Annotated in this window: 27 protein-coding genes and 1 riboswitch; of the genes, 15 read left to right on the plus strand and 12 right to left on the minus strand. The window is 70.8% G+C overall.

What is annotated here, in order from left to right:
- Nucleotides 1-85: 85 nt before the first annotated feature.
- The gene (locus tag OG883_RS23110) at nt 86-907 is read left to right on the plus strand and encodes a DUF5336 domain-containing protein (protein ID WP_266544012.1); all 822 of its coding nucleotides are present in this window, start codon (nt 86-88) and stop codon (nt 905-907) included.
- 99 nt (nt 908-1,006) lie between these two features.
- Nucleotides 1,007-2,017: an LLM class F420-dependent oxidoreductase gene (locus OG883_RS23115; RefSeq protein ID WP_266544015.1), complete on the plus strand. Its 1,011-nt coding sequence runs from the start codon at nt 1,007-1,009 to the stop codon at nt 2,015-2,017.
- 66 nt (nt 2,018-2,083) lie between these two features.
- Here the strand turns inward: OG883_RS23115 and OG883_RS23120 are convergent, their stop codons facing one another.
- Complete coding sequence (locus OG883_RS23120; protein WP_266544018.1) at nt 2,084-2,626, minus strand: hypothetical protein; 543 nt, start codon at nt 2,624-2,626, stop codon at nt 2,084-2,086.
- A 109-nt stretch (nt 2,627-2,735) separates the two neighbouring features.
- Between OG883_RS23120 and OG883_RS23125 the strand changes: the two genes are divergently transcribed.
- Nucleotides 2,736-3,029 carry a hypothetical protein gene (locus OG883_RS23125; protein ID WP_266549363.1) on the plus strand — a complete coding sequence of 98 codons (294 nt, stop codon included), beginning with the start codon at nt 2,736-2,738 and terminating at the stop codon, nt 3,027-3,029.
- 299 nt (nt 3,030-3,328) lie between these two features.
- Here OG883_RS23125 and OG883_RS23130 read toward each other — a convergent pair whose 3' ends face one another.
- The 4 genes from OG883_RS23130 to OG883_RS23145 form a co-directional block, all read right to left on the minus strand.
- The gene (locus OG883_RS23130) at nt 3,329-4,180 is read right to left on the minus strand and encodes a phosphotransferase enzyme family protein (RefSeq protein ID WP_266544021.1); all 852 of its coding nucleotides are present in this window, start codon (nt 4,178-4,180) and stop codon (nt 3,329-3,331) included.
- 190 nt (nt 4,181-4,370) lie between these two features.
- Complete coding sequence (locus OG883_RS23135; RefSeq protein ID WP_266544024.1) at nt 4,371-5,441, minus strand: prenyltransferase; 1,071 nt, start codon at nt 5,439-5,441, stop codon at nt 4,371-4,373.
- A complete protein-coding gene (locus OG883_RS23140) occupies nt 5,438-6,172 on the minus strand; it encodes a class I SAM-dependent methyltransferase (protein ID WP_266544027.1) in 735 nt (244 codons plus the stop codon). Before OG883_RS23140 ends, OG883_RS23135 begins: the two co-directional genes overlap by 4 nt.
- A 115-nt stretch (nt 6,173-6,287) precedes the next feature.
- On the minus strand, nt 6,288-7,637 hold the full coding sequence (locus OG883_RS23145; RefSeq protein ID WP_266544030.1) for a glycosyltransferase family 4 protein: 1,350 nt from the start codon (nt 7,635-7,637) through the stop codon (nt 6,288-6,290).
- A 198-nt stretch (nt 7,638-7,835) separates the two neighbouring features.
- Here OG883_RS23145 and OG883_RS23150 point away from each other — a divergent pair, with 198 nt between their 5' ends.
- Nucleotides 7,836-8,516: a TetR family transcriptional regulator gene (locus OG883_RS23150; protein WP_266544033.1), complete on the plus strand. Its 681-nt coding sequence runs from the start codon at nt 7,836-7,838 to the stop codon at nt 8,514-8,516.
- Nucleotides 8,517-8,521: 5 nt separating this feature from the next.
- Here the strand turns inward: OG883_RS23150 and OG883_RS23155 are convergent, their stop codons facing one another.
- The 3 genes from OG883_RS23155 to OG883_RS23165 all read right to left on the minus strand — a co-directional run bounded on the left by OG883_RS23155 (nt 8,522) and on the right by OG883_RS23165 (nt 10,846).
- Nucleotides 8,522-9,061 (minus strand): hypothetical protein, encoded by a 540-nt coding sequence (locus OG883_RS23155; protein ID WP_266544035.1) that lies wholly within the window; start codon nt 9,059-9,061, stop codon nt 8,522-8,524.
- A 91-nt stretch (nt 9,062-9,152) separates the two neighbouring features.
- On the minus strand, nt 9,153-9,386 hold the full coding sequence (locus OG883_RS23160) for a ferredoxin (RefSeq protein ID WP_266544038.1): 234 nt from the start codon (nt 9,384-9,386) through the stop codon (nt 9,153-9,155).
- A complete protein-coding gene (locus OG883_RS23165; protein WP_266544040.1) occupies nt 9,386-10,846 on the minus strand; it encodes an aldehyde dehydrogenase in 1,461 nt (486 codons plus the stop codon). Before OG883_RS23165 ends, OG883_RS23160 begins: the two co-directional genes overlap by 1 nt.
- Nucleotides 10,847-10,953: 107 nt before the next feature.
- Between OG883_RS23165 and OG883_RS23170 the strand changes: the two genes are divergently transcribed.
- The 9 genes from OG883_RS23170 (at nt 10,954) to OG883_RS23210 (ending at nt 20,630) form a co-directional block, all read left to right on the plus strand.
- The gene (locus tag OG883_RS23170; RefSeq protein WP_266544042.1) at nt 10,954-11,991 is read left to right on the plus strand and encodes an MBL fold metallo-hydrolase; all 1,038 of its coding nucleotides are present in this window, start codon (nt 10,954-10,956) and stop codon (nt 11,989-11,991) included.
- A gap of 84 nt (nt 11,992-12,075) precedes the next feature.
- Nucleotides 12,076-12,149: riboswitch (cobalamin riboswitch) on the plus strand.
- Between the two features lie 126 nt (nt 12,150-12,275).
- Nucleotides 12,276-13,505: a prenyltransferase/squalene oxidase repeat-containing protein gene (locus OG883_RS23175; protein ID WP_266544045.1), complete on the plus strand. Its 1,230-nt coding sequence runs from the start codon at nt 12,276-12,278 to the stop codon at nt 13,503-13,505.
- Nucleotides 13,505-14,209 carry an SCO2322 family protein gene (locus OG883_RS23180; RefSeq protein WP_266544047.1) on the plus strand — a complete coding sequence of 235 codons (705 nt, stop codon included), beginning with the start codon at nt 13,505-13,507 and terminating at the stop codon, nt 14,207-14,209. Before OG883_RS23175 ends, OG883_RS23180 begins: the two co-directional genes overlap by 1 nt.
- Before the next feature lie 191 nt (nt 14,210-14,400).
- The gene (locus OG883_RS23185) at nt 14,401-15,513 is read left to right on the plus strand and encodes an energy-coupling factor transporter transmembrane component T (protein ID WP_266549366.1); all 1,113 of its coding nucleotides are present in this window, start codon (nt 14,401-14,403) and stop codon (nt 15,511-15,513) included.
- Nucleotides 15,510-17,225: an ABC transporter ATP-binding protein gene (locus OG883_RS23190; protein ID WP_266544048.1), complete on the plus strand. Its 1,716-nt coding sequence runs from the start codon at nt 15,510-15,512 to the stop codon at nt 17,223-17,225. Before OG883_RS23185 ends, OG883_RS23190 begins: the two co-directional genes overlap by 4 nt.
- Complete coding sequence (locus OG883_RS23195; RefSeq protein WP_266544050.1) at nt 17,222-18,091, plus strand: ECF transporter S component; 870 nt, start codon at nt 17,222-17,224, stop codon at nt 18,089-18,091. The genes OG883_RS23190 and OG883_RS23195 overlap by 4 nt, the downstream gene beginning before the upstream one ends.
- A gap of 286 nt (nt 18,092-18,377) precedes the next feature.
- Nucleotides 18,378-18,797 (plus strand): transglycosylase SLT domain-containing protein, encoded by a 420-nt coding sequence (locus OG883_RS23200; RefSeq protein WP_266544053.1) that lies wholly within the window; start codon nt 18,378-18,380, stop codon nt 18,795-18,797.
- 284 nt (nt 18,798-19,081) lie between these two features.
- Nucleotides 19,082-20,128, plus strand: coding sequence for a hypothetical protein (locus OG883_RS23205; RefSeq protein WP_266544056.1), 1,047 nt, complete (start codon nt 19,082-19,084; stop codon nt 20,126-20,128).
- A gap of 289 nt (nt 20,129-20,417) precedes the next feature.
- The gene (locus OG883_RS23210) at nt 20,418-20,630 is read left to right on the plus strand and encodes a DUF4287 domain-containing protein (protein WP_266544058.1); all 213 of its coding nucleotides are present in this window, start codon (nt 20,418-20,420) and stop codon (nt 20,628-20,630) included.
- A 40-nt stretch (nt 20,631-20,670) separates the two neighbouring features.
- Here OG883_RS23210 and OG883_RS23215 read toward each other — a convergent pair whose 3' ends face one another.
- From OG883_RS23215 to OG883_RS23225, 3 genes are all read right to left on the minus strand, one after another.
- A complete protein-coding gene (locus OG883_RS23215; RefSeq protein WP_266544061.1) occupies nt 20,671-21,498 on the minus strand; it encodes a MerR family transcriptional regulator in 828 nt (275 codons plus the stop codon).
- Nucleotides 21,449-22,360 (minus strand): alpha/beta fold hydrolase, encoded by a 912-nt coding sequence (locus OG883_RS23220; protein WP_266544062.1) that lies wholly within the window; start codon nt 22,358-22,360, stop codon nt 21,449-21,451. The genes OG883_RS23215 and OG883_RS23220 overlap by 50 nt, the downstream gene beginning before the upstream one ends.
- Nucleotides 22,361-22,721: 361 nt before the next feature.
- Complete coding sequence (locus OG883_RS23225) at nt 22,722-23,645, minus strand: hypothetical protein (RefSeq protein WP_266544064.1); 924 nt, start codon at nt 23,643-23,645, stop codon at nt 22,722-22,724.
- A gap of 357 nt (nt 23,646-24,002) precedes the next feature.
- On the opposite strand from OG883_RS23225, the gene OG883_RS23230 reads away from it, so the two are divergent.
- Nucleotides 24,003-24,278, plus strand: a complete 276-nt coding sequence (locus OG883_RS23230; RefSeq protein WP_266544066.1) for a hypothetical protein — start codon at nt 24,003-24,005, stop codon at nt 24,276-24,278.
- Complete coding sequence (locus OG883_RS23235; RefSeq protein WP_266544068.1) at nt 24,275-24,703, plus strand: type II toxin-antitoxin system VapC family toxin; 429 nt, start codon at nt 24,275-24,277, stop codon at nt 24,701-24,703. Before OG883_RS23230 ends, OG883_RS23235 begins: the two co-directional genes overlap by 4 nt.
- A 155-nt stretch (nt 24,704-24,858) precedes the next feature.
- On the opposite strand, the gene OG883_RS23240 is transcribed toward OG883_RS23235, so the two are convergent.
- Nucleotides 24,859-26,358, minus strand: a complete 1,500-nt coding sequence (locus OG883_RS23240; RefSeq protein ID WP_266544070.1) for an alpha/beta hydrolase — start codon at nt 26,356-26,358, stop codon at nt 24,859-24,861.
- Nucleotides 26,359-26,408 lie beyond the last annotated feature (50 nt).

Below are 26,408 nucleotides of genomic sequence, written 5' to 3' on the forward strand. Positions count from 1 at the left end.
ACCCCCGAACTCCCGCGCCGTGCACACCGCCGTACCGGCGGCAGCGACGACCGCCCCGATGAGACGACCGACGAAGGACTTTTACGTGAACATCCGCTCCCTCACTCGAGGCGATGGCGTGGTGATCGGAGCAGCGGTGGTGCTGTTCATCGCCTCGTTCCTCAACCTCTACAGCATCGACTGCCCCAGCGGGACAGACTGCGGCAACCCGGACCTGCCGAACGCGTGGGAGATGCTGGGTCTCCTGATGAGCATGTTCCTCTCAGGTGTCATCGGCGCCGCGCTGATCGTCGTGGGCCGCAGCATGCCGGGACGCAAGGTCGCCGGGCTCGACCTCGGACAGTTCGGGGTCGCCTTCTCCGTCTTCGCTCTGTGGACGGCGTTCTGGACGATCATCGACATGGAGGGGGACGCGGGCGCCGGCATGATCCTGGGTCTGCTCGCCACCATCGCGCTTGCCGTCGGCGCGGTCGCCTCGCCGCTGGTATCGGCCCTCAAGGCGCCCCTCGTCGGCGCCCCGAGTCCGGCCGCCCCGCAGCCGTACGGCGCGCAGCCGCCGGCCGGTGGCTACGGCTACCCGGGTGCCCAGCAGCAGCAGCCCTACGGCGCCCAGCCGGGTCAGCCGCAGCCGTACGGCGGCCAGCCGCAGCCCGGCCCCGGTCAGCAGCAGTCGGCTCCGGCCGCGCCGCAGGCCACCGGCGGGACCGGCGACTTCACCCCGTTCTGGTTCGCGGTACCGGTGGCCCGTCCGCTGTACGGCGAGGACGGTTCGCCGACCCCGATCGCCGAGCTCGCGCCCGGCACCTGGTACCTCGCGGTCGAGCAGCGCGGCCCCGGCCTGGTGGCCCAGACGCAGGACGGCCGTCGCGGCGTACTGCAGGACACCACGGGTATCCAGCGCGGCTGACGCACACGGTCCGCGCAGCGGCCCCTCGCCCTTCCGGGCGGGGGGCCGTTGCCGTACCCTGACGCCCCGTCAGATACGTATCGCTGGAGGGGACCTGGTATGCGACTCGGACTCGCTCTCGGCTACTGGGGCCGCGGCCCGGACTCCGGCCACCTCGACCTCGCCCGCGAGGCCGAGCGACTGGGCTACGACTCCGTGTGGACGGCGGAGGCCTGGGGCTCCGACGCCTTCACCCCGCTCACCTGGATCGCGGCGCACACCTCCCGGATCCGTCTGGGCACGGCGGTGGCGCAGATGGCCGCCCGCACCCCCACCGCCACCGCGATGCACGCGCTCACCCTGGACCATCTCTCCGGCGGCCGGACGATGCTGGGACTCGGTCTCTCGGGGCCGCAGGTGGTGGAGGGCTGGTACGGCCGCCCGTTCCCGAAGAGCCCGCTGACAGCGACCCGCGAGTACGTCGAGGTGATCCGCCAAGTCCTGCGCCGCGAGGCCCCCGTTGAGCTGGCGGGCCGCTACCACTCCCATCCGTACGCGGGAGAGGACGGCACCGGCATCGGCAAGGCGCTCAAGCCCATCACCCATCCTCTCCGGGCCGGACTGCCCGTCCTGCTGGGCGCCGAGGGCCCCAAGAACATCGCCCAGACGACACGTATCGCCGACGGCTGGCTGCCGCTGTACTGGTCCCCGATGCGCGCGGACGTCTACGAGGCCTCACTCACCGGCATCCCGGAGGGCTTCGTGATCGCGCCGATGGCACGCGCCAAGGTCTGCGACGACGTCGCGGAGGGGCTGCTGCCCGTCAAGGCCATGCTCGGCTTCTACATCGGGGGTATGGGCCACGCCGCCCGGAACTTCCACGCCGACCTGATGGCGCGGATGGGCTTCGAGGACGAGGCCCGGCGCATCCAGGCTCTGTTCGCCGAGGGCCGCCGCGAGGAGGCCGTGCTCGCGGTCCCGGACGCGTTCGCGGACGAGATCTCCCTGGTCGGCCCGCGTGAACGCATCGCGGAGCGCCTGGAGTTGTGGCGCAAGGGCCCGGTCACCGACCTGCTGGTGACCGCCCCGGACCCGCACACGCTGCGGGTCCTGGCCGAGCTCAACAGCTGAGCGATGCCTCACCGCCCACCGCCCACTGCCCACTGTTCGGGAGGCTGACCGGCCGAACGAAGCTGCTCAGCCGCCGAGCTGGGAGACGGACGGCACCTTGTCGGTGACCTCCGCGCCCGCGCTCCTGCCCGCCTCCTTGACATCGGTGATGACGGACTCGAAGGCGCCCACATCCGCCGCCCCCACCTCACCCTTGCGCAGTTTGGTCCCCAGCCCCTTCAGCGATTCGATGCCCGCCATCACCGGTACCAGCGCTTTCGACAGCAGCTCGTCGCCCTTGGCGTTGTTCACCGCCGCTTTGAGCCTGTTGTACGCGAACGCACCCGCCAGACCCGCCTTGACCAGTGCGAACTTCTGGCCCTCCGCGCCCTTCTTGAACGTGCCTGCCCGGTAGGGCTTCACGATCCACTGGTACGTCGCCCCGGCCGCGAGACCCGCGTTGGCGACGAATCTCGTCTTGGCGAACTTCTGCGCCTCCGCCGAGCCGGTCGGCGTCGCCGCCGTGTCGCCGCCTTCGCCGTCGCTGCCGCACGCGGTCGCGGTGACCAGCAGGGTGCAGGCAAGCAGAAACGCGACGACCGGGCGGCGAATCGGACCGGCAGTGGACATGGCAGACCTCCCTGATCGGTTGGCGTCAGCCTCGCCCCGACCCCGCCGTACCGCCACTTGGGCGAGCCCGAACGGGTTTCACCCGCTCACAATCGGCAATCCGATGGCTATGGCCACTCGTCATCGCAACGGAACGAATCAGGCCGCCACGGTCATCATGATCGTCGCGGATGTCATGGCCGTCATCCTCGGCCTCTGGATCCTCATGTATCTGCTGGACGCCAACCGGGCCAACGACCTGGTCGGCTTCGTCCAGGACTCGGCCCGCTGGCTCGCCGGCTGGTCCTACGACCTCTTCACCTTCGACGAGGCCTGGGCCCGCGTGGTTGCGGGCTACGGGCTGGCCGCGGTGGTCTACCTCTTCGTGGGCCACGCGGTGGCGGGCCGCCTGCGCCGGCACTAGGGCGTACGCCCTTCGAGCGTGTCCTCCATCGCCGGCAGAGCTGCAATTCTGCTCGGCCGGCGACGGAGGCGCGGGGTCCGGGAGCTCACGCGGGACGCGCCGCTCATCAACACCACGACCCGCGTCCTGAGGACTGGTCGTTCGGGTACCGGCAACGTTCGCCTTGTCTCGACGGAGTCCGAATCGGTAGTCGAGCCGTCGACATGTGCGACTGGATCTCGCCCACGACCGGCCAAGGCCAGGATCACGGTGGATCCCGACATCAACAGCCGGCCGGCTACGACCTCGAAGGTCCGCGATCAGCCATGGATATCCAGGCCGTTGCGATCGAGTGCTGCTCGGATCCGGCTGAGCCACTCTGTGCCCAGCCGGCGCCCGTTGGGGAGTTGGTCGCCTCGATCCCAGCGCCACGCTGTGATCATCGCCAGCACGAGGATCCGGCACTCGCGCAGCAAGTCTTGATCGACACCCGGATAGTGCTCGCTGACTTCTTCGGGCGCATGGGCGAGGTCGAATTCGACGGGCCCACGGCAACACGTCTCAAGGTCTATGAACAGCAGCCCGTTCTTCGTGGTGAGCACGTTGCCCGGGTGCGGCTCGCCGTGCAGCAGCTGCTCGGCGCCGCCGCGCTCGCCGATCACTCGTCTCAGGCTTCGTAACGTGTCGCCGAGCAGCTCCCGGTCCGCGTCGGCGAGCGCCGGAGTGTGGTCTCGGTTCGCCACGAGTTGTTGAGCCTGCTCGACTCGATCCGTGAATTGCGGCGTCGGGACATCGAGCTTGCGCATGCCGGCATGCAGCCGCTCGAGCGCACGGGCGTATTCGGCTGGTGAGACCTCTCGCGGTGTCACGGGTTCGTAGTAGGTCCACAGCGTGACCACGAAGCCATCACGCTCATGGACGCGTGGCTCCACTCGAGGCTCGAGGGCAGCCACGGGGCACCCGGATTCGGCGAGCCGCTGAGCAAGCTCGACTTCGAACTGTGCGACCTGATGCGCTACAGGTGCCACCCGGGCCAGGACGTCACAAGGCAGCAGTCGCAGAGTGAGCTTGTTCGAGTCATGAAGAACGATCGCGTCGTCGACTGTCAGGTCAAGTGATGAGGCGGTCGACATGGCCGCGGCCACCGCACGCGGGACCTCTGACGCCTGCATTGCCGCCTGGCCCCTCTCCCTCGAGCGCTGCCACAACTCTCCAAGCGGTGCGCACCATACCAAGCTGTCGATAGAGAGCCGCGGCGGCGCGACGGGCAGGGCGCGGCCGAATCGGCGCTCTGCCCCTTCGGCTGCTCAGCCGACAACCGTCAACCGTCAAACAACGGCAAACGATTCCGGTCCCGCGGCACTAGCAGCAGTCCGGCGCCAGGCCCCGCGGCAGCCGCTCGCCCCCGAACACCGCCGTCGTCGCCTCGTCCCCCCCGAGCGCGGCCACCGCCAGCAGCAGCGAGCCTGCCGTCCAGGTGGTGAGCTCCTCCGGCCACACGGCCCGTTCGCCCTCGAAGACGTACCCCGTCCAGTACATGCCGTCCTCGGCGCGCAGATGCTGGATGGACTGCAGGATCTCCAGCGCCCGGTCGGACTCGCCCATCACCCACAGGGCCAGGGCGAGTTCGCAGCTCTCGCCGCCCGTGACCCACGGGTTGGGCAGCACGCACCGTACGCCGAGCCCGGGGACCACGAAGCGGTCCCAGCCGTCCTCGATACGGGAGGTGGCCTCCGCGCCCGTCAGCGCGCCGCCGAGCACCGGGTAGTACCAGTCCATGGAGTAGCGGTTCTTGTCGAGGAAGCGCTCCGGGTGCCGGCAGATCGCATGGGCGAGTGCGCCCGCCGCCAGCTCCCAGTCGGGCTGCGGCTCTTCGCGCTCCTCTGCGATCGCCAGCGCGCAGCGCAGTGCCTGGTGGACCGACGAACTGCCGGTCAGCAGCGCGTCGTTGACCGGCGTGCCGTCCGCCTCGCGCTTCCAGCCGATCTGACCCCCGGGCTGCTGAAGCCCCAGCACGAACTCGATCGCGGCGAAGACCGCCGGCCACATCCGTTCGAGGAACATCTCGTCGCCGGTGGCCAGGAAGTGGTGCCAGACGCCGACGGCGATGTACGCGCAGAAGTTGGACTCGCGGCCCAGGTCGGTGGGCCGGTCCGCCTCGCCGTCGTGGTACGCGGCGTACCAGGACCCGTCCTCGTTCTGATGCCGCATCAGCCACTCGTACGCGCGGGCCGCGGCCTCGTGCTCGCCCGCCGCGTCCAGCGCCATGGCAGCCTCGGTGTGGTCCCACGGATCCAGGTGATGGCCGCGGAACCAGGGGATCGCGCCGTCCTCACGCTGCACGGCGAGTATCCCGGCGACGGTCCGGGCAGCCTCCTCCGCGGTGAGGACCCCGGGCAGGACGAGATGTTCCGTACGTCCCGGAGTTGTCACTTGGCGGCCACCGCAGGCAGGTGGGGCTTGGTCGCGTACGCCACGAAGCTCTTGCCGACCACCGGGTTCAGCGCCTGCTCGGCGAGCCGCGTGACCAGGGGCTTCTTCATGATGTCCCAGACCAGCAGCTTGTGGTAGGCACGCACCGGCAGGGCCTTGTCGTTGTCCACGCCGAAGGCGCACTTGAGCCACCAGTACGGCGAGTGCAGCGCATGCGCGTGGTGCGTGCCGTACGGCTTGAGGCCGGCTTCCCTCATCCTGCCGAGCAGCTCGTCGGCCTTGTAGATACGGATGTGGCCGCCCTCGACCTCGTGGTACGCGTCGCTCAGCGCCCAGCAGACTTTCTCGGGGCCGTAGCGCGGCACGGTGACGGCGATCCGCCCGCCGGGCCTGAGCACCCGCACCATCTCGGCGAGCACGCCCTTGTCGTCGGGGATGTGCTCCATCACCTCGGAGATGATCACGACGTCGAAGGACTCGTCGGGGAAGGGCAGATTGAGCGCGTCACCCTCCATGGCGGTGGCGGTGGCACCCTCCGGGGCCTCCCCTGCCTCCTTCATCGCGGCAAACCACTTGGCGACCTCGCGGATCTCCTCGCCGTTCTGGTCGAGGGCCACGACCTGGGCGCCGCGCCGGTAGCACTCGAACGCGTGCCGGCCTGCGCCGCAGCCCAGGTCGAGCACGCGGTCGCCCGGGGCGAGCGGGAAGCGGGAGAAGTCGACGGTCAGCACGGGGTCTGCCCTTCCGGGTGGGTGGCGGCGCCCTTGTGCCGAGCGCACCTTTCTATGGCCGCGGAGCGGCCGGAATGCCAGGCCGCGGAAAGGTCCGGGGCCTGGAGGTTCTGCCTCATCGGGCAACCCCTTGGGCCGCGGAGCGGCCCGGATGCCCGGCCACGGAACGACCCGCCCGGGCGGCGATGGCCTCGCGATACAACTCGGCCGTGCCCTGGGCGGCCCTGGCCCAGGTGAAACGCGCCAGCACCCGCTCCCGGCCCGCCGCACCGAGCCGTACGCGCAGCTCCTCGTCACCCAGCAGGCGCCCGAGCGCCGCGGCGAGCGCCCCCGCGTCGCCCGGCGGCACGGCCAGACAGGTCTCGCCGTCCGGGCCCGCGACCTCCGGGATCGCACCGCCCGTCGTCGCGACCAGCGGCGTGCCGGTGGCCATCGCCTCGGCGGCGGGCAGCGAGAAGCCCTCGTACAGGGACGGCACACAGGCGATCTGCGCGCTGCGCACCAGGTCGACCAGTTCGGCGTCGGTGATGCCCTTGACGAACTCGACGGCATCCTGGAGGCCGTAGCGCTCGATGAGCTGTGCGACCGGTCCGTCCTCGGCGCGCCTGCCGACGACGACGAGATGGGCGGCGGGGTTCTCCGTACGGAGCTTCGCGAGCGCCTCGACGAGATGGACGAGGCCCTTGAGCGGGACGTCCGCGCTGGAGGTGGTGACGATCCGGCCCGGGACCTCGGCGACCGCCGGATGGGGCGAGAAGAGGTCGGTGTCGGCTCCGATGTGCACCACATGGACGCGGTCGGGCCGTACGCCGAGGTGGTCGACGATCTCCTGCTGCGAGGAGCCGGAGACGGTGAGCACGGACGGAAGCCGGCGCGCGACGCGCTTCTGCATACGGGTGAAGCCGTACCAGCGGCGCACGGACGCGCGGCGCTTCCAGTTCTCGGCGGCGTCCAGCTCCAGCTGCCGGTCGACGGTGATGGGGTGGTGGATGGTGGTGACGAGCGGCGCGCCGAGGTCGGCGAGGAGCCCGTAGCCCAGCGTCTGGTTGTCGTGGATGACGTCGAACTCGCCGCGGCGCGCGGCCAGATGACGGCGGGCGCGCAGCGAGAAGGTCAGCGGTTCGGGAAACCCGCCGGTCCACATGGTGGCGACCTCGAGCGCGTCCACCCAGTCGCGGTACTCGCCGCGTTTCGGCGTACGGAAGGGGTCCGGGCTCCGGTACAGGTCGAGGCTGCCGAGCTCGGTGAGCGGCACACCTTCGTCGAGTACGGGATAGGGCTGGGCGCCGATCACCTCGACGCTGTGGCCGAGGCGGGCGAGCTCGCGCGAAAGGTGCCGTACATAGACGCCCTGGCCGCCGCAGAACGGGTTCCCCTTGTAGGTGAGGAGCGCGATGCGCAGCGGAGCGTCACCGCCGCCGGACGTGCCCGCGCGGGGCCCGGCCTCTATGGCCTCAGCGGTCACTCACGGCCCCCTTCTCGCTGCGTTTCGCCGGAGCGTAGCCGCTCGCGCTAATCTAGAACAAGTTTCAGACTTGATCGTTCAAGGAGCTTCGAATCTACCGGCAGGTAGCGCCGCTGTAAGGGCCGGATCAGGTGATTCGCGCCACGACAGACGTCCTGACATGCTGTGCGATCCGGGCTCGCTCATGGAACGGGACATATGACCGCGGAAGCCAAGTCGCCGGTGCCGGCGTCGCCGCCCCTGACGGAACGCCAGGAGGCGCGCCGCCGTCGCATCCTGCACGCCAGTGCCCAGCTGGCCAGCCGGGGCGGCTTCGACGCCGTGCAGATGCGTGAGGTCGCCGAGTCGTCGAGCGTCGCGCTCGGCACGCTCTACCGCTACTTCCCTTCCAAGATCCATCTGCTGGTCGCCACCATGCAGGACCAGCTCCAGCACCTGCACACGACGCTGCGGAAGCGGCCCCCGGGCGGGGACAGCGCGGCGGAGCGGGTCGCCGAGACGCTGATGCGGGCCTTCCGGGCGCTCCAGCGCGAGCCGCAGCTGGCGGACGCGATGGTGCGGGCGCTGACTTTCGCGGACCGCAGCGTCAGCCCCGAGGTGGACACCGTCTCCCGTCAGACGACGGCGATCATTCTCGACGCCATGGGGCTGGAGAACCCGACGCCCGAGCAGCTCTCCGCGGTGCGGGTGATCGAGCACACCTGGCACTCCGCGCTGATCACCTGGCTGTCGGGGCGCGCCTCGATCGCCCAGGTGAAGATAGACATCGAGATGGTGTGCAGGCTGATCGACCTGACGACACCGGCGACTGCGACGACACCGGTCTCGTCGCCCGCTCCGGCGCCGACCGCGCCCGCAAAGGGGCGCGGGCGGGGCTGACCGGGCTACGGCTTCTTGTTCTTCTCCAGGTCCTCCCGGAAGACCTTTTCGCACTCGGGGCCGTTGTCCGCGGCCATGAACGTGATCATCAGGAAGGTCCCCGCCTTGCCCTGGTGGCTCGCCTTCACGGTCCAGCCGCTCTTGTCCAGCGACTTGATGGTCGAGCCCTGCTGGTCGACGCTCTGCGACTCCTTCCAGCCGCCCTTCGCGAGGCTGGCGACCGTCGTGTCGTAGGACTTCTTGGAGTCGGTGACCTTCTTGTCGTCGGCCTGCCACGAGACCATGCATTCCTTGAGGGCGGCCGGAACGTCGTCCGACGGCTTCTCGGTGAACCCGGCCGCCGTGGCCGCGTCCCCGACCTCCTTGGCTACCGTGGCCGCGTCCAGGCTCCCGCCCGCTTCCCCGCCCGCTTCGGCCGGAGCCGAGGACGAGGAACCGGACGAACCGGCGCCGCCCTTGCCCTTGTCCGAACCGCCCTCGCTGCCGCATCCCGCCACGAGCAGCACCACACCGGCAGCCGCGGCCGCCCACCTCGCCTTGCGCACAATTCTCCCAATTCAGGCTGTGCACGGGCCCGTTGCCCGCGCGATCGAGGGAGAAGTCTCGCACGGACGTTCGCGCGGGCATTCGCAAGGGCTAATCCTCGGGCGGGAAGACCGGCTCCCCACCGTCCAGCAGGGTGACGGTGATCGCCTCGACCGGGCAGTTCTCCGCCGCGGCGAGGATCTGCTCGTTGGCGTCGGCGTCGTCCGCCTGCGGGTGCGACTGCCGCGCGGTGTCCAGCCGGAACCCGTCCGGGGCGTGACCCACGCACATACCCGATCCGATGCAGACGCTCCGGTCCACCTCGACGTGCCAGCGGTCTCCCATCAGTGTCCTCCGTACCCTGCCGGCAGATGGATCATCTTGTGCTCAAGGTACGCGCCGTACCCCTCGGGCCCGAACTCCCGACCCACACCGGAGTTCTTGTAGCCCCCGAACGGCCCAAGCATGTCGAGACTGAAGGTGTTGACGTTGTACGTGCCCGTCCTGACCCGACGGGCGAAGTCGATGCCGTGCTCGACGTCGGCGGTCCACACGCTGCCGCTGAGCCCGTAGTCGGAGTCGTTCGCAATCGCGGCCGCCTCGCCCTCGTCCTCGTACGGCAGCAGGCAGATCACCGGCCCGAAAATCTCCTCGCGGGCGACGCGCATGGAGTTGTCGACACCGCCGAAGAGGGTCGGTTCGACGTACCAGCCGCGCTCCAGGTCCGCCGGACGCCCGCCACCGCTGAGGATCTTGGCGCCCTCCTCCTGGCCGATCCGGATGCAGTCCAGCGAGCGCTGCTGCTGACGGGCGGCCACCAGCGGGCCGACCTGGGTGGCCGGGTCCAGCGGGTCCCCGACGACGAGCGCGCTCGCCGCCGCCGCGAACGCCTCCGCGATCTCGTCGTAGCGGCTGTGCGGCGCGAGGATACGGGTCTGGGCCACGCAGGCCTGCCCGTTGTTCATCCAGGCGGCCGGGACGATCCCGGCGACCGCCGTCTCCAGATCCGCGTCGGGCAGGATCACGGCCGCCGACTTGCCGCCCAGCTCCAGCGTGACGCGGGTGAGATTGCGCGAGGCGACCTCCATGACCCGCCTGCCCGCGGCGACGGAACCGGTGAAGGACACCTTGTCGACGCCCGGGTGCCCCACCAGATACTCGCTCACCTCACGGTCCGCGGGCAGGATCGACAGGACGCCTTCGGGCAGCCCGGCCTCCTGCGCGATCTCACCGAGGATGTACGAGTCCAGGGGCGACTCCGGCGACGGCTTGAGCACCACCGTGCAGCCGGCCAGCAGCGCGGGCGCCAGCTTGGCCGCCGCTGTGAACTGCGGGACGTTCCACGGCACGACGGCCGCGACGACACCCACCGGCTCACGCCGTACGAGGATCGGCCCGAGGATCCCGGCCCGCTGCTCCTCGTGCGGAAAGTCCCGCGCGACCGTGATCGCCGCGTCCCACACCATCATCGCGCCGAGCGCCTGGGCGAGCACGCTCCAGGAATAGGGGGAACCGTTCTGCGAGCTGATGGAGCGGGCGATCTCCTCGTGCCGTACGGCGACCCCGTCCTTGATCCGGCTCACCACCGCGATGCGCTCCTCGAGCGGCATCCGCGGCCAGGACCCCTCGTCGAAGGCCTTGCGGGCGACGGCCACCGCCCGGTCGACATCCGCCCGCGAGGCATGGGGGACCCGCCCGATGACCTGCTCGGTGTGGGGTGAGACGACCTCGATGGCATCGCTGCCGAGGGGTTCGGTCAACTCCCCGCCGATGAACAGCTTTCCGTGTTCGACAAGCTCGGTCATGGTGCTGCCTCCTGCGGCCCGGCACTTTTCTGACGCTGCTTCAGAACTGATACCAGTTCTAGTTATAGTGAGCAATGGCCGTGCCGCCGACGAGAGATGAGACCTCCATGACTCAGGTGACCGATCACGGCGCAGGCGTCTGGTCCATCGAGGTGCCCATCCCGGACAACCCCCTCGGTCACACCCTGGTCCACCTGCTCGAGACCGGCCGCGGCCCCGTGCTCATCGACACCGGCTGGGACGACCCGGCCTCCTGGGACACCCTCGTCGCCGGGCTGGGCGCCCTCGACGTCTCCGTCGCCGACATCCACGGGGTGGTCATCACCCATCACCATCCCGACCACCACGGCCTCTCCGGGCAGGTCCGCGAAGCCTCGGGCGCCTGGATCGCGATGCACGCCGCCGACAGCGCGGTCGTACGCCGTACCCGGGAGGCCGAACCGGGCCTCTGGCTGGACTACTTGGCGGACAAACTCGCCAGGGCCGGTGCCCCCGAGGAGCACACCGCCCCGCTGCGTACCGCCCGTGCAGCGGGCCGGACGAGCAGGCTGCCCGGCCTGCGGGCGGCCCTGCCCGACCGGGAGATCGTTCCCGGCGAACTGCTCGATCTGGCGGGCCGCCGGCTGCGCGCCGTCTGGACCCCTGGCCACACCCCCGGCCATGTCTGCCTCCACCTCGAAGAGGCTCACCCGGCGAACAGACCCGGCAACGGCCGCCTCTTCTCCGGTGATCACCTGCTCCCCGAGATCACCCCGCACATAGGGCTCTACGAGGACCCGGACGACGCCACGGTCACCGACCCCCTCGGTGACTACCTCGACTCGCTCGAGCGCATCGGCCGCCTCGCCCCCGCCGAGGTGCTCCCGGCGCACCAGTACGCCTTCCCGGACGCGGCGGGCCGGGTGCAGGAGCTGCTCGCCCACCACGAGGACCGGCTGACCGGTCTGCTCGCGCTGCTGGCCGAGCCGCTCACGCCCTGGCAGGTCGCCGAGCGGATGGAGTGGAACCGGCCCTGGGGACAGATCCCGTACGGGTCCCGGAACATCGCGGTCTCGGAGGCCGAAGCGCATCTGCGGCGGCTGGTGAAGCTGGGGCGGGCGGAGGCTCTGGCGGGCAGCGTCCCGACGGCGTACGTGGCCCTCTGACGGCCGCCGCGTCACAGCCGGGCGGCCCCCGCGGGGCGCCGGTGACCGGCCGGTAGAGTGGGCAAGTCGTCATCATGCCCGTACAGGGGGAAGCCGGTGCAATTCCGGCGCTGACCCGCAACCGTGATCCGCCCGGGAGGCGGTGAGCCGGACTGCCCTGTACGGACGTGCGTGGCTCCCGTCACCGGAATTCCGGTGGCCGGCACCGTCGAGGTATACGGAGCCCGAGCCTGGTACCTGAGCGTGCCTGCGTCCGGCTCCCCAATGGAGAGGCACCGCCCGCCATGACCGTTCGCCGCAGCGCAGCCTTGCTCGCCGCATCCGCCGTACTCTGCGTGGCCGCTGCCCCCGCCTCCTTCGCGGCACCGACCCCGACTCCCTCCGCCCCCGCGCTGCCCGCCGGCCTGTACGGCAAGGGCGACCCGACGTACGACGGGGTCTGGCGGCAGTCGCTGGCCCTGCTCGCGCAGGACACGGTCGGCGTCAAGCCCGCCGCGAAGGCCGTGGACTGGCTGACCGGGCAGCAGTGCGACAGCGGCGGCTTCCCCTCGTACCGCGCCGACGCGGCCAAGGCCTGCGACGCCAAGCTGCCGCTGGACTCCAACGCCACCGCGGCCGCCGTGCAGGCTCTCGCCGCACTGGGCGGCCAGGACGCCACCGTGAAGAAGACCGTCGGCTGGCTGAAGTCCGTGCAGAACGAGGACGGCGGCTGGGGCTACAACCCGGGCGGCGCCAGCGACGCCAACTCCACCTCCATAGTGATCGGCGCGCTCGCCGCCGCCGGCGAGAAGCCGGACGCGGTGAAGTCGAAGGGCGGCAAGACGCCGTACGACTCGCTGCTGACGTTCGCGAAGCCGTGCGGCGGGAAGGACGCCGGAGCCTTTGTGTACCAGCAGAAGTCGCCCGGCATGATCGCCGACTCCACGGCGGCGGCGGTGCTCGCCGCGCAGGGCAAGGGCCTGGTCGTGACCGCCGGGACGAAGGACGCCAAGGGGACGGTCTGCGAGAAGGCGACAACGGTGGAGGGCGCGGGCCACAACGGCGCCGCGTACCTCGCGGCCGCGCTGGCCAAGACCGGCCACCTCAACACGCCGCCGATGCCCGGCGCCACCGACCCGGCCGAGAAGCCCGACTTCGGGAACACGGCGGACGCAGTCGTCGCGCTGTCCGCGCAGGGGCTGACCGACGAGGCGAAGAAGCCGCTCGAGTGGCTGCAGAAGAACGCGCCGGCCTGGGCGAGGGAGACCGGCCCGGCCGCGTACGCCCAGCTGGTGCTGGCCGCGCACGCCACCGGCGCCGACCCGAAGAGCTTCGGCGGTGCGGACCTGGTCTCGGGGCTGAACGCGACCGGGCCCGCGCCGGAGAAGCCGGCCGCGGACGAGAAGAAGGACAAGGACAAGAAGGACAGCGACGGCTCCGGCATGGGGCTGTGGTGGATCGTGGGCGCGTTCTTCGCCGCGAGCGTCGGCGCCGGTTTCCTCCTGAGCGGCCGCCGGAAGAACCGGCAGCGGTGATGCGTACCCGGCTCCTCTCCCTCGTCCTCGCGCTCGGCGCCGCGCTCACGGTGCTGGGCGCGGGGCCGGCGCAGGCCGCCGGCTACCGGTACTGGTCGTTCTGGGAGAGCAGCGGCGGGAAGTGGACGTACGCCACTCAGGGCCCGGCCACCGCGAAGCCGTCCGACGGCTCCGTGCACGGCTTCCGGTTCTCGGTGAGCGAGGACAGCGGGGACTCGGCGCAGCCGCGTACGGCCCCCGACTTCGAGGCGATCTGCGGCCGGACGCCCCCGAGGGACAGCACCAAGCGGATCGCGCTCGTCATCGACCCCGGTACTCCGGCCGACGCACCGGAGGGCGAGAAGCCGCCCGCGTCACGGACGGTGTGTGCGCAGGTCGGCGAGGATGCGACCAGCGCGGAGGCGCTGGCGGCGGTGGCGAAGCCGCTGCGCTACAACAGCGGGGCGCTGCTCTGCGGCATCACCGGCTACCCGGAGTCGGGCTGCGGCGAACAGGTCGCGGCCGGGAAGCCCACGGGGACGCCTTCGGCATCGGACGCCAACGCGGACGCCGGCTCGGCCACGGATTCGGCCTCGGGCTCGGGTTCGGCTGCGGAGTCGGCTTCGGACAAGGGCGGCCCGGCGGTCGGGATCATCGCCGGCATCGCGGCGGTTCTGGGCCTCGGCGCCGCGGCGGTATGGCAGTCACGCCGCCGCCGCGGATGACCAGCCGCCAGGGAGGCGACGTGCCCCGCGCGAGCGACCGCCGCGGTGGCGGAACAACTCCCCCGAAGGCCGCCGGCCGCCAGGGCGTTGGCACACCCGGCGTGCCCTCCGCACCGAACGTGCCCTCCGCACCGAACGTGCCCTCCGCACCGCGCGTCCGGTCCGCACCGCACGTCCGGTCCGCACCCCGCGTGCCCTCCGCGCTGCGTGCGCCCGTCGCCGGCAGAAGCAACGCCCTGCACGCCGGGGCCTGGTGGCTGTGGGCCCTCGGGCTGGCCACCGCCGCGTCGCGGACCACCAATCCGCTCCTCCTCGGGCTCCTCGTCGGCGTCGCGGGGTACGTCGTCGCCGCCCGCCGTACCGATGCGCCCTGGGCCCGTTCGTACGGAGCGTTCGTCAAACTCGGGCTCGTCGTCATCGCCATCCGCGTCCTCTTCTCCGTCGTCCTCGGCTCGCCGATCCCCGGTACGCACGTCCTGTTCGCCCTCCCCGAAGTCCCGCTGCCCGACTGGGCGCGCGGCGTACGGATCGGCGGCCGGGTCTCCGCCGAGCAGCTGGTCTTCGCGCTGTACGACGGTGCCAAGCTCGCCACCCTCCTGATCTGCGTGGGCGCGGCCAACGCCCTCGCCAACCCGGCCCGGCTGCTCAAGTCCCTGCCGGGCGCCCTGTACGAGGTAGGGGTCGCCGTCGTCGTCGCCATGACCTTCGCGCCGAACATGGTCGCCGACGTGGTCCGGCTCCGTACCGCCCGCCGTCTGCGCGGCCGCCCCACCGGCGGCATCAAGGCGATCGTCCAGATCGGACTGCCGGTCCTGGAGGGCGCGTTGGAGCGGTCGGTCGCGGTCGCCGCCTCGATGGACGCGCGCGGGTACGGGCGGATGGCCGATGTCCCGCCCGCCGTCCGCCGCACCACGACCGTCCTCACCCTCGGCGGTCTCCTCGGCGTCTGCGCCGGTTCGTACGGGTTGCTCGACGCGACGGGCCTCGGCTACGGGGTGCCATTGCTGGTCGCCGGTCTCCTCGCGGCGGCGGGCGGCCTGTGGCTCGGCGGCCGCCGCTCCGTACGGACCCGCTACCGCCCCGACCGCTGGGACCTCAGGTCCTGGCTCGTGGCCGGATCCGGCGTGGCCGTCGGGGCGCTGATGATCCGGGCGGGGACATCCGCCCCGGAGGCCCTGCACCCCGGTGTCGTACCGCTGATCGCGCCGACGCTGCCGCTGTGGCCCGCGGCGAGCATCCTCGTCGGCCTGCTGCCCGCTTTCATCGCCCCCGTGCCCCAGGGACCCAAGGAGTCGACCCCGTGATCCGCTTCGAAGACGTGTCGGTGACGTACGGCGATGCCGGCGCGCCTGCGATCAGCGGTGTCGATCTGACCGTCCCCGAGGGCGAGCTGGTGCTTCTCGTCGGCCCCTCCGGTGTCGGCAAGTCGACACTGCTGAGTGCGGTCTCCGGGCTGGTCCCGCACTTCACCGGAGGCACCCTGCGCGGCCGCGTCACCGTCGACGGCCGCGACACCCGCACCCACAAGCCGCGCGAACTCGCCGATCTCGTCGGCACGGTGGGCCAGGACCCGCTCGCCCACTTCGTCACCGACACGGTCGAGGACGAGCTGGCGTACGGCATGGAGTCGCTGGGCCTCGCCCCCGAGGTGATGCGCCGGCGCGTCGAGGAGACGCTGGACCTGCTCGGCATGGCCGAGCTGCGGGACCGCCCCATCGCAACGCTGTCGGGCGGTCAGCAGCAGCGGGTCGCGATCGGCTCCGTACTGACCCCGCACCCCAGGATCCTTGTGCTCGACGAGCCGACGTCCGCGCTGGACCCGGCCGCGGCGGAGGAGGTGCTGGCGGTCCTCCAGCGTCTGGTCCACGATCTCGGCACGACGATTCTGATGGCGGAGCACCGCCTGGAGCGGGTGGTGCAGTACGCGGACCAGGTCATCCTGCTCCCCGCCCCCGGCGCGCCCCCGGTCGTCGGCGACCCGGCCGGCATCATGGCGGTCTCCCCCGTATACCCGCCGGTGGTGGCGCTGGGCCGGCTGGCGGGCTGGGACCCGCTGCCGCTGTCCGTACGGGACGCGCGGCGCAGGGCCGGTGCCCTGCGGGAGCGCCTGGCGGACCTTTCCCCCACCCCACGCCTTCCCGCGACCGGCACTCCACTCCCGACCCCGCGCCTTGCCGCAACCGGCACTCCGCCCCCGACCCCGCGCCTCAATCGCCGACGGGGCATCTTCGCCGCCCGTCCGGCGAAGGACACCTCGCACGGCCCCCTCGCCGAGGTCCAGGCGCTCACCGTCCGCCGCGACCGCATCGAAGCCCTCCGCCGCGTCGGTCTCTCCGTGGCCCCCGGCGAGACCATCGCCCTCATGGGCCGCAACGGCGCCGGAAAGTCGACCCTCCTCTCCAGCCTCGTGGGCATGGTCGAACCCACCTCCGGCAGCGTCCTCGTCGGCGGTCTCACCCCCCACCGCACCCCTCCCCGCGAGCTGATCCGCCAGGTCGGCCTCGTCCCGCAGGAGCCCCGCGATCTGCTGTACGCCGACACCGTGGCCGCCGAGTGCGCGGCCGCCGACGCGGACGCCGGCGCCACCCCCGGCTCCTGCCGGGCCCTGGTGAGCGAGCTGCTCCCCGACGTACCGGACGCGACCCACCCCCGCGATCTCTCCGAGGGGCAGCGACTCGCCCTCGCCCTGGCCATCGTGCTGACCGGCCGGCCCCCGCTGCTCCTCCTCGACGAGCCGACCCGCGGTCTGGACTATGCGGCGAAGGCCCGGCTCGTCGGCGTCCTCAGGGACCTGGCCGCCGAGGGGCACGCCATCGTCCTGGCCACCCACGACGTGGAGCTGGCCGCCGACCTCGCGCACCGCGTCGTGATCCTGGCCGACGGCGAGATCGTCGCGGACGGCCCGACCTCCGAGGTCGTCGTCTCCTCCCCCGCCTTCGCGCCCCAGGTCGCCAAGATCCTGGCCCCGCAGAAGTGGCTGACCGTCGCGCAGGTGCGGGAGGCGGAGGCACTGTGACCACCCCGCAGGCCCGCGCCGTACGCCTCGGCCCCCGTTCCGTCACCGCACTCGCCCTCATCAGCGCGATCGGCGTCATCGCCTTCGGCTGGCCGCTGCTGGCCGACTCCGATTCCGGGCTCGCCCACTCCGCCGACGCCCCGTGGCTGTTCGCCGCACTGCTCCCGCTCCTCGTCGCCGTGGTCGTCGCGACGATCGCCGACACCGGGATGGACGCGAAAGCCGTGGCCATGCTCGGGGTACTCGCGGCTGTCGGCGCCGCGCTGCGCCCGCTCGGCGCGGGGACCGCCGGCCTGGAGCCCATGTTCTTCCTGATGGTGCTGAGCGGCCGGGTCCTCGGTCCCGGCTTCGGCTTCGTCCTCGGCTCGGTCACGATGTTCGCGTCCGCGCTGCTCACCGGCGGGGTCGGCCCCTGGATGCCGTTCCAGATGCTGGCGATGGGGTGGTTCACGATGGGCGCCGGACTGCTGCCGGGCCCGGACCGCCTGCGCGGCCGCGCCGAGCTGCTGATGCTCGGGCTGTACGGTGCCGTCGCCGCGTTCGCCTACGGCACGGTCATGAACCTGCAGGGCTGGACGTACATCGGCGGCCTCTCCTCGGGCGTCTCCTTCCACCCCGGCGACCCGGTCCACGAGAACCTGGTCCGTTTCGTCGCCTACTGCGTGGCGACCTCGCTCGGCTGGGATCTGGGGCGTGCCGTGCTCACCGTCGTACTGACCCTCACCATCGGCTCCACCGTCCTCAAGGCGCTGCGCCGTGCCACGCGCCGCGCCCGCTTCGAGGTGCAGGTCACATTCGAGGCCCCCGACAGGCCCTCCTGGAGTGAGGCGCCCCACAGGGCTTCAGTACGGTACGAGCCGAAATAGTACGAATTGAGAGGGGTGAACTGCCCCTCCGATCCGCGCTGCGACCTGCACGAACGGTCCGCGTCAACCCCCCGCGACACTTCCTGCCGGATGCGACCTCCACTAGTAACAGCGGTCGTTGCGGTGGGCCGGGCGCAGCGCTAGAACTGGTCCAGTCGCAAGGCGCCGCCGGTTCTCTTCACTCGACCTGCAGCGCCCCCTCAGGCGGCCGGACCCCCAACTCTCGTACGTCCGTGAGTCCGGCATGCCTGCGCGACACCCCCGCCCCCGACGTTAGGTCGCCACGTTGTCCCGCTCGCTCGTCAGCCGCATCGCCAACCGCCCGAAGTCCGCTCTCGTCGGCTCCGCCCTTGTACTGGGCACCGCCGGCATGGTGATCGGCATGAACCCGGCCACGGCCTCGGCCGCTCCGGCCGCCGGTTCGGCCAAGGCTGTGGCGCAGAAGCTGATCGCCGACGACGCACAGTTCCAGTGCTTCAGCAAGATCGTGTCGCACGAGAGCGGCTGGGACGTGAACGCGGCCAACACCTCCAGCGGTGCGTACGGCCTGGTCCAGGCCCTGCCGGGCAAGAAGATGGCGTCCGCGGGCGCGGACTGGAAGACCAACCCGGCCACCCAGATCAAGTGGGGCCTGGACTACATGAACGACCGCTACGGCAGCCCCTGCGGCGCCTGGTCCTCCTGGCAGGACAAGGGCTGGTACTGATCAGCCCGGCCGGCCCCGTCACACTGCTCGACCCGGCTCCCTCCGCTCCATCTGCTCCACCCACTCCACCCGCCTCGGCCCACTCGGCCCCACGCCGCTCAATGTGGACGACCCCGGACGGGGCCGAGTGAGACCAGAACCGAGACCGTCGGCGGACGGGCCGGAGCCACCCGACTCCGTCCAGGACACCTTCGCGGTCAGGGCCCGGGCTTCAAGGGAAACCGGCAAGGGTGTGCTCGGTACCCGGTGCTCGGTCGCCGAGTCGGGCGTTTAGGGTCGCGTCCATGACGAGGACCACGCCGCCGCGCCCGCTTGATGCCGAGGGCCTCTTCCCCGAACTGGCCGCGTACCGCGGCACGACGACCCGGCTGCACCCGCGGCCGGGCAGCCCGGACGTGTCGGCCAGTTCCGTGGGCGGGCCTCTGTTGTGGCCGGCGGACGAGCCATGGCCGGTGTGCACCGAGCTTCACGGGCGCGGGCGTGGTCGGCGCCTTGCCGACATTCACCGGGAACGGCAGGTCCTGTCCGCCGCGTGGGCCCGTGACCCCGCCTCCGGGCCCACTGACGAGGAGCGCGAGCTCGTGGACGAGCTGCGTCGCGAGCATCGGATTCCAGGGGCCTGTGAGACCGACCCGCTCCCGATGATCGGCCTTGCGCAGTTGTACCGGAGGGACATCCCCGACCTGCCGGCGGGGCCGGACGGCTGCGACCTCCTCCAGGTTTTCTGGTGCCCCTTCAACGCGCACGGCGACAGCCGGTACGGCCTGGGCCTGCAGCTGCGCTGGCGCCGGTCGCGCGAGGTCGCCGAGGTGCTGGCTTCGCCGCCGAAGCCGCAGGTCATCGGCTCCCCGAGGTATGTGGCGGAACCCTGTGTACTGCACCCGGAGCAGGTGGTGACGTATCCGTTCGCCGGGCTTCTGCCCGAAGACCTGTGCGCCCGGATCGACGCCTGGGAGGAAGCCCTGGAGGAAGAAGCCGAACAGGCCCGGGGGCAGTCGGCGGCCGAGCCGCCCGCCCATCAGTACGACTATCAGAACGACCTGTCCATTCCGCCCGGCTGGCGCGCCGGCGGATTCGCATCGTGGCATGCGACCGACCCCTCCCCCATGGACTGCCCGGCCTGCATGACACCGATGGAACTCCTGCTGACCCTCGACAGCTCGGAGTGGGATGGCGGCAGCGGCAGCTGGATACCTCTGGAGGAGCGGGACCTACCCGCACGCCTGGGGGCCGCCAGGCCTACCGAGGTCACCGTGGGCCGCTGCGGCGAGCTCAACATCTTCGCCTGCCCATCCGATCCCCTGCACCCGCACCGCTGGAGCATCCAGTAGGCCCTCATCCCATGGCTGGTCGGCGCGGGTCGACCTCAGCCACCGGCTCCCTGAGGTTCCGCACCTCTGCCGTCTTGGGGATCACCGGCGGCGACGATGCCCCGAAGGCCGTGTGCGCGGCCAACTGCGGCCCTGGGCGTCGGGCGATCGAATGTGACCCGGATCACTCCTGCTTCAGCGATCACTTCACGCTTCCGCTCCGGTCATACAAGTGGTTGACCCGCGCACCCCTGCCTGCGCGCCACCCACCGCAAGATCGTTCCGAACAGATGGATGGAGCACTGCCGACATGACGGAAACCGTGAAGGGCCCTGCCGGCTACTTCCCTTCGATCGAGAAGAAGTACGGCCGCCCGATCCCTGAGTGGAAGGAGCTCATCCGCTCCTCGCACCTGACCAAGCACATGGAACTCGTCTCCTGGCTCAAGGCCGAACACGGCCTGGGGCACGGCCACGCCAACGCCCTCGTCGCGCACACCCTTGCCGAGGGCCCTGCCCGGTGAACCGGTCAGCCGGGGCGGTTCTCGGGCTCTGCTGCGCCTGTCAGCTGTCGTGCCCGGCGGGTCGGCGCTGCTTGGCGCGGTGGGCGAGCGCCTCGACGATGCGTTGCCATGCCGGTGACGCCTCGGAGATCCGGGAAGAGACCAGCTTCAGATACCCCGCCCGGTTGCTGTCTCGTTCGTGCGTGATCTCCCATGCGTCCAGGTCGTCGATGAGCCGGTCCAGGCGTGGATCGTGCGGATCCCAGTCGACTGATTGATCACAGGCGAGATACAGGCGCGTCGTCTCGGGGTCGTCGAAGCCGGCGTTCTTGTCCCGTATCCGCTGCGGCATGACGTGCGGGTCCAGTGCCTGCATCAGGATCCACGAGTCGCGCTCGAGTCGTACCCTCCGTTCGCTGACCCCGAGACTGCGCATCCGGTTCAGGATGGCGACCACCTCGGGGGGCAGGACAAGCCTTTCGCCGCCGGCCAGTTCGGCGATCCTGCGGCGGTATTCGGCGAGCTGGTCGATCTTGCGCTGCAATTCGGCGTCGATGTCGGTGATGGCCGCGGCGAATTCGGTCGGCTGCGCATGCAGCAGCGCGTCGATACGGGCCAGTGGCACCCCGGCATCGGCGAGGGTCCTTATCCGGATGAGATCCACCGCCGCTTGCGCGCTGTACCGGCGGTAGCCGGAGGCATCGCGCGCGGGCTCGGGCAACAGGCCGACGTGGTGGTAGTGGCGTACGGTGCGCACGGTCACGCCGGCGGTTGCCGCGAGCTGGCTGATCGTGAGCACCGTCCGCCTCGGGTCTTCGTACAACGTGGTCGTGCCGAGTCTAGGGGCGAGCTCGGTCGACGACGTCGCGGATCGCCTGGACCACGGCATCGGGGCGGTCGAAGCAGAGTCGGTGGTGGACAGTGTCGGAGAGGATGCGTTGTTCCCCGTGCGAGACCGCGCTCACCAGGGCCGCGTCCATTCTCGTGTGGCCGTCATGCATCTCTTGCAATGTCCGCTCCGACGTCAGCGTCTGCTGGGCGGGGTCGGTGCCGACCACGGTGAGAGCAACCACCGGGACGTCGGGAATGTTCGGCCCGGCCCGCAGTTCGGTGGCGAGTTCGGCCAACTTGGTGCGCTCGGCGATGCCGACGTGGGTCCATTCGTCACTCACCTTGGCATCGACCAGCGCCTGCCGCACGTGCTCCGGGTAGTCCGCGAGCAACTCGGCGTGCATCTCGCGCCGGGCCGGGCGCATCCGTTCCAGCTGCTCCCCGTCAGGTGCCATCTGCTCGACCGCGGCCAGACTCGCCGCGGGAGGCATGAAGTCGTCCCAGTCGCGGTGGAGGGCGTCCAACCAGACCAGCCCGGCCACGTCCTGTGGGTACAGCTGCGCGAACCGGTGGGCGTAGAAGCCGCCGAGAGAGTGCGGTACCAGAACGTATGGGGCGGCGATGTTCTGGGCGCGCAGCAGCTCGCGCAGTTCCGTGGCGACCGCGGCGGCGGTGCGCGGCAGCGGGAGTTGATCGCTGTAGCCCGTGCCGCCGCGGTCGTACAGCACAGCGGTGGTGAACTGCGAAACCTCTTGCTGGACACCGAAATAGTCCAGCCCGACCGCGCTGGCGCCCGGCAGGAACACGACGGCCGGTCCGCCGCTGCCCGACGGATGCACGAAAATGCGGCGGCCTTCGATCTCCTGGAACCCTCCGATCGGCGGGGCGAGCCGAGCCGAGGAAGTGCTGTTGTTCGTCATGCGACCAGGCTCCAACCCTGACGCAGGGGCAGGGTCAACCCCTTCCGCCGCCGCACCCGAAACATGCGCAAGAACTGCAACCACGCAACGCGGAAGACCCCGGCCGGTTTCCCGGTCGGGGTCTTCAAGTGCCCGGTGAGGCACTGGCGGAGGAGACGAGATGCGAACGCGTCAGGGGTTGACCCCCACACTCTTTCCAAATGTTCGTATGCCCGTCCGGTGAGGGCCGTGTCTGTCCTGACCTGCGGCGGAGCGTTCGGTTCAGGCCCGTCCGAACAGTCTCGGACGGAGGTGAACGAGACCAGGACTGAGACCAGCCTGCCCCGGCTGCCGGTGATCACTGCGAGACGGTCGGAGCCGGTCAGGTGAGTGAGGAATCCCGGCCTTGGAGCGCTTGCTCCGTGATGGCGGCGATGCGTCCGACCTGCTCTCGCAGTCGGGCAAGCTCCGTGGCCTGCTGCCGTCCTGCCACGATCGCGGACAGGGCGGCGATGACGGTTTCCTGGTGGTCGCCGGTGCCCAGCACCTGGGCGGCACGGCGGAGCAGAACGGCATCCACGCTGACTGAGTGGCTCGACTCCGGCGCGGACGGGATGGTGGGCTCAGGGGCCGGCCTGGCCTTGCGGCGGGGTGCGGATGGTGCCGGAGCAGGCGTGGGTTCGGCCGTCGGCTGAGGTTCGGGCGCAACGCTGTCGGGGCTGCCGAGTACCGTGACCACCGGCTTTCGATAGCAGACGCCTCTACCTGTCTTGGTCGTGTAGGCGACGAGCTCCATGGTGAGGTCGCAGACGGCCGGGCCGTCGACACGTTCCAGTGCGTCCGTCAGGTCGGAGAGCTGCGCGGCCATCTGCCACGAGCCCGTCATGAGGTGGAACGTGCCGAGCCTGGGTGCCGCTGCGATCTGGAAGGTGATGTCGACGGAAGGCGTCGGGCCGCGGCCATCCCTGGCCGCCAGCTTCCTGTCCTCAAGCAGTGGAGGGCAGCCGCAGGGCTGGTCCTTCTTCTCTTCCGGTGACAGGAACTCCACGCCGTCGCACTCGTGGATGATGCCGTTACTGCCCCGGAGGACCATATGAGCCGCCACCGCGTCGGGTCCGTCCAGGAGAACGCGTACGCTCTCGCGGCTCGTCAGCACTTCGTAGGCAAGGCCAGCTCCTCCTGTCCCTTCGTTCGGTTGAGGTTCGCCACCCAGGAAGCCGGCGACACGGGCGGCCACATCGGCATCGTCGGTGGTGACACGCCAGGCATCCAGGGCCTGGGGCAGCCCCTCGGATAAACGCCCCATGTGGAAGCGTCCGGCTCGGGCGGCTGTGCTCTGCGTCATTCGCTACCTTCGGTGGAGGGGATGACAGCTGATCTTCGCCATGTACCGATGACGCGGTGCTCGCGACGTGTCACGAAACCGGCTACAGGGCGGCGCTCCCCATTGTGTCCAGCCCGACAGCTTCGTTCAGCTGGTTCCAACCAAAGGGGCCATCGCTGTCGCCGACAGACGGCGGCTGCCGGACACAGTCGGCGGCGACTCGGTGGATGGGTTCCATCAAGGCTCGGATTCGGGTCGTTTTCGGCCTTCTCCAGGGCCACCCGGCCTAGGCTGGTCTTCAGGCATGAGCCCGTGGACCGCAGCCTGGAGGAGCCGATCATGAGCACTGCCCCGAATCTGCCGCTCCCGCCGCGCAGACCTGAGGAGACTCATCCGCTACGGACGATTCGGGAGATCCGGGAGGCTCTGCCCGAGCATCAGCTCGGGCACTTCGACGCCGAGCTCGCCGACACCGACATCGATGCCCTGCCCGACATGCTTCACCGCTGGGCGACGCTGGGCAGCGACGGGTTTCTGGAGCGGCTTACGACGGCCCCGTTCGAGGGACTGGAGTTCGGGCAGCGGTCCTACGACGATGCGGCGGGCGGCGAGTGATCTATCTGCTCGACACCAACGTGGTTGCCGAGATCACCACCCGGCCGAAGCCTGCCCCGGCCGTCGCCGCCTGGGCTCGGTCGGTTCCGGCTCCTGCCCTCTACCTGAGCGTCATCACGATCGCGGAGATCGAGACAGGTATCGAGGGGGCACTGGATTTGGTGCGGCGTACCGCTTTCGAGCGGGCTCTTACGGACATCCGTGATCATTACCGCGACCGGATCGCCGCCATTGGAGAGCGGGAGGCACTCGCCTACCTCGCTCTTCACCGGAGGCTCAAGAGTGCCGGGACCAGCATCGATCCACCCGATGCGCTGATCGCTGCCACCGCCCTGGCGAACGGCTGGACGCTGGTGAGTCGGAACATCAAGCATCTGGCGCGATCAGGCGCACTCCTGCTGAACCCCTGGGAGTACGAGGAGTAGGCCATCGAAGCCAGAATGCGGCGAAACATCCGGTTGTGTCATACAAATAAGACTCGAACTGAGATCCGGTAACGCAGAAGGCCCCGGCCGGTTTCCCGGTCGGGGTCTTCAAGTGCCCGGTGAGGCACTGGCGGAGGAGACGAGATGCGAACGCGTCAGGGGTTGCCCCCCACACTCTTGCCCAGCGTGTTGAACCAGCGCGCAATCCTGGGCGTCGCGCTCTTGAAGGTCCCGAAGTGGTCGACGTTTCCCTGGTCGAGCACCGGGGCCCTCGTGCCGTTCCGCGCCAGGTCGCGCGCGCAGTTGCGCGCGTTGGCGATGGGTACGTCGGTGTCTCCTGACGCGGTGTAGAGACGCACCGGCGCCGCGGGCTTCCAGGCACAGTTTCCGTCCTGGGCACGTAAGGCTGCCAGCAGCCCGCCCCCGGGGTGGCGCACCCGCTCGTAGAACTCGGGCGTGAGGAGTTGCTCGAGCGTCCGGGGCAGCGCCTTGACGATGTCGTCCTCCTGATGCCGGCCGTCGAAGAGCCGTTCGATCCGGGAGGCGTACGGGGCGCGGAAGGCCTCGGACGGGTGCCGGTAGACCGGGTGGAGCCGGTTCTGCGCCGTCAGGAAGTACGACATGTAGAAGACGGCGCTCTCGTCGTTGACACTGCCGTCGAAGAGTCCGGGCAGCTCGGCGCCCTCAAGGTCGTACGGCCCCGAGACCGGCGCGAGAGCCCGCAGCCTGAAGTGCGGCTCGGCGCCGTTGCGGAGTGCCCGCCCGAGAGCCATCGCGACCTGGCCGCCCTGCGAGAAGCCGGTGGCGTACACATCAGCGGTCAGCGGCCGCCCCATCAGCTTCCCTGCCGTGCGCGCGGCACGCAGCATGTCGACGGAGGCGGTGACGGCGGAGGCGGTGTCCATGTACGGGTGCCGGCCAGGGCCCCTGCCGAGGCCGAGGTAGTCGGGGGCGGCGACGGCGCGCCCGGCGGAGGCGTGCAGATAGGGGGCGAGGCGGCCGAGGCCGGTGGTGACGGAGGGGGCGTTGTCACGGTGGGCCATGGTCCCGTGCGTGTCGGAGACGACGGCGAGCCGCCGCTCGCCGCCGCGCGGCAGGACGAACAGCCCCGTGGCGGTGGTGGGCCGCCCCTGCGGGGTGATGGTGCGGTACGTGAGCCGGTAGGCGCGTACTCCGTACCGAACGGTCCCGGTCTCGAGCCCCGGCCCGGCGAGAAAGCGGACGACGTCGTCACGGCCGAGGGTGGCGAGGGGCGTGATACCGAGAAGGGCGCCACGCCCGTACGCGTACCCGGGAGCTGCACCATGCCCGGGGGCCGCACCCCGGCCGGCCGTGCCCTCCCCGGGGGCCGCGCCCCACCCCTCCGCGTCCTCCCCCGGAGCCGTGCCGTGCCCCTCCGTGCCGTGCCCAGGAGCCGTGCCCTGGCCCGGAGTCGTACCGGACCCGGCCGCGCCCCGCATCCCGGGCGGCTCCGAACCCGGCCGCTCCGCCGCCGCCCACGCCGGCGTCGCCGCGAGCACCGTCAGGACCACTGCCGTCGCGCCCGCCAGTCCCCGCCGCACCTGCCGCATCCGTCGCATCCGGCCCGACCGCCTCTCCTGCGTCATGCGCCGAAGTCCGGTTTCCGAGAGGGAGTTGCTCGTCTGTGAGGTCATACCTACGACGGTAGGAACGACCGGCTCACATGGGTATACGAGCAGCACCC

The sequence above is a fragment of the Streptomyces sp. NBC_01142 genome, from assembly GCF_026341125.1.
Taxonomy (GTDB): Bacteria; Actinomycetota; Actinomycetes; order Streptomycetales; family Streptomycetaceae; genus Streptomyces.

Excerpts from the sequence above, each read along its gene's own strand:
- OG883_RS23115 (WP_266544015.1), top strand. The coding sequence starts at position 1,007 with ATGCGACTCGGACTCGCTCTCGGCTACTGGGGCCGCGGCCCGGACTCC.
- OG883_RS23120 (WP_266544018.1), bottom strand. The coding sequence starts at position 2,626 with ATGTCCACTGCCGGTCCGATTCGCCGCCCGGTCGTCGCGTTTCTGCTT.
- OG883_RS23125 (WP_266549363.1), top strand. The coding sequence starts at position 2,736 with ATGGCCACTCGTCATCGCAACGGAACGAATCAGGCCGCCACGGTCATC.
- OG883_RS23130 (WP_266544021.1), bottom strand. The coding sequence starts at position 4,180 with ATGCAGGCGTCAGAGGTCCCGCGTGCGGTGGCCGCGGCCATGTCGACC.
- OG883_RS23150 (WP_266544033.1), top strand. The coding sequence starts at position 7,836 with ATGACCGCGGAAGCCAAGTCGCCGGTGCCGGCGTCGCCGCCCCTGACG.
- OG883_RS23160 (WP_266544038.1), bottom strand. The coding sequence starts at position 9,386 with ATGGGAGACCGCTGGCACGTCGAGGTGGACCGGAGCGTCTGCATCGGA.
- OG883_RS23165 (WP_266544040.1), bottom strand. The coding sequence starts at position 10,846 with ATGACCGAGCTTGTCGAACACGGAAAGCTGTTCATCGGCGGGGAGTTG.
- OG883_RS23170 (WP_266544042.1), top strand. The coding sequence starts at position 10,954 with ATGACTCAGGTGACCGATCACGGCGCAGGCGTCTGGTCCATCGAGGTG.
- OG883_RS23175 (WP_266544045.1), top strand. The coding sequence starts at position 12,276 with ATGACCGTTCGCCGCAGCGCAGCCTTGCTCGCCGCATCCGCCGTACTC.
- OG883_RS23180 (WP_266544047.1), top strand. The coding sequence starts at position 13,505 with ATGCGTACCCGGCTCCTCTCCCTCGTCCTCGCGCTCGGCGCCGCGCTC.
- OG883_RS23205 (WP_266544056.1), top strand. The coding sequence starts at position 19,082 with ATGACGAGGACCACGCCGCCGCGCCCGCTTGATGCCGAGGGCCTCTTC.
- OG883_RS23210 (WP_266544058.1), top strand. The coding sequence starts at position 20,418 with ATGACGGAAACCGTGAAGGGCCCTGCCGGCTACTTCCCTTCGATCGAG.
- OG883_RS23215 (WP_266544061.1), bottom strand. The coding sequence starts at position 21,498 with ATGCCGTGGTCCAGGCGATCCGCGACGTCGTCGACCGAGCTCGCCCCT.
- OG883_RS23220 (WP_266544062.1), bottom strand. The coding sequence starts at position 22,360 with ATGACGAACAACAGCACTTCCTCGGCTCGGCTCGCCCCGCCGATCGGA.
- OG883_RS23225 (WP_266544064.1), bottom strand. The coding sequence starts at position 23,645 with ATGGGGCGTTTATCCGAGGGGCTGCCCCAGGCCCTGGATGCCTGGCGT.
- OG883_RS23230 (WP_266544066.1), top strand. The coding sequence starts at position 24,003 with ATGAGCACTGCCCCGAATCTGCCGCTCCCGCCGCGCAGACCTGAGGAG.
- OG883_RS23240 (WP_266544070.1), bottom strand. The coding sequence starts at position 26,358 with ATGACCTCACAGACGAGCAACTCCCTCTCGGAAACCGGACTTCGGCGC.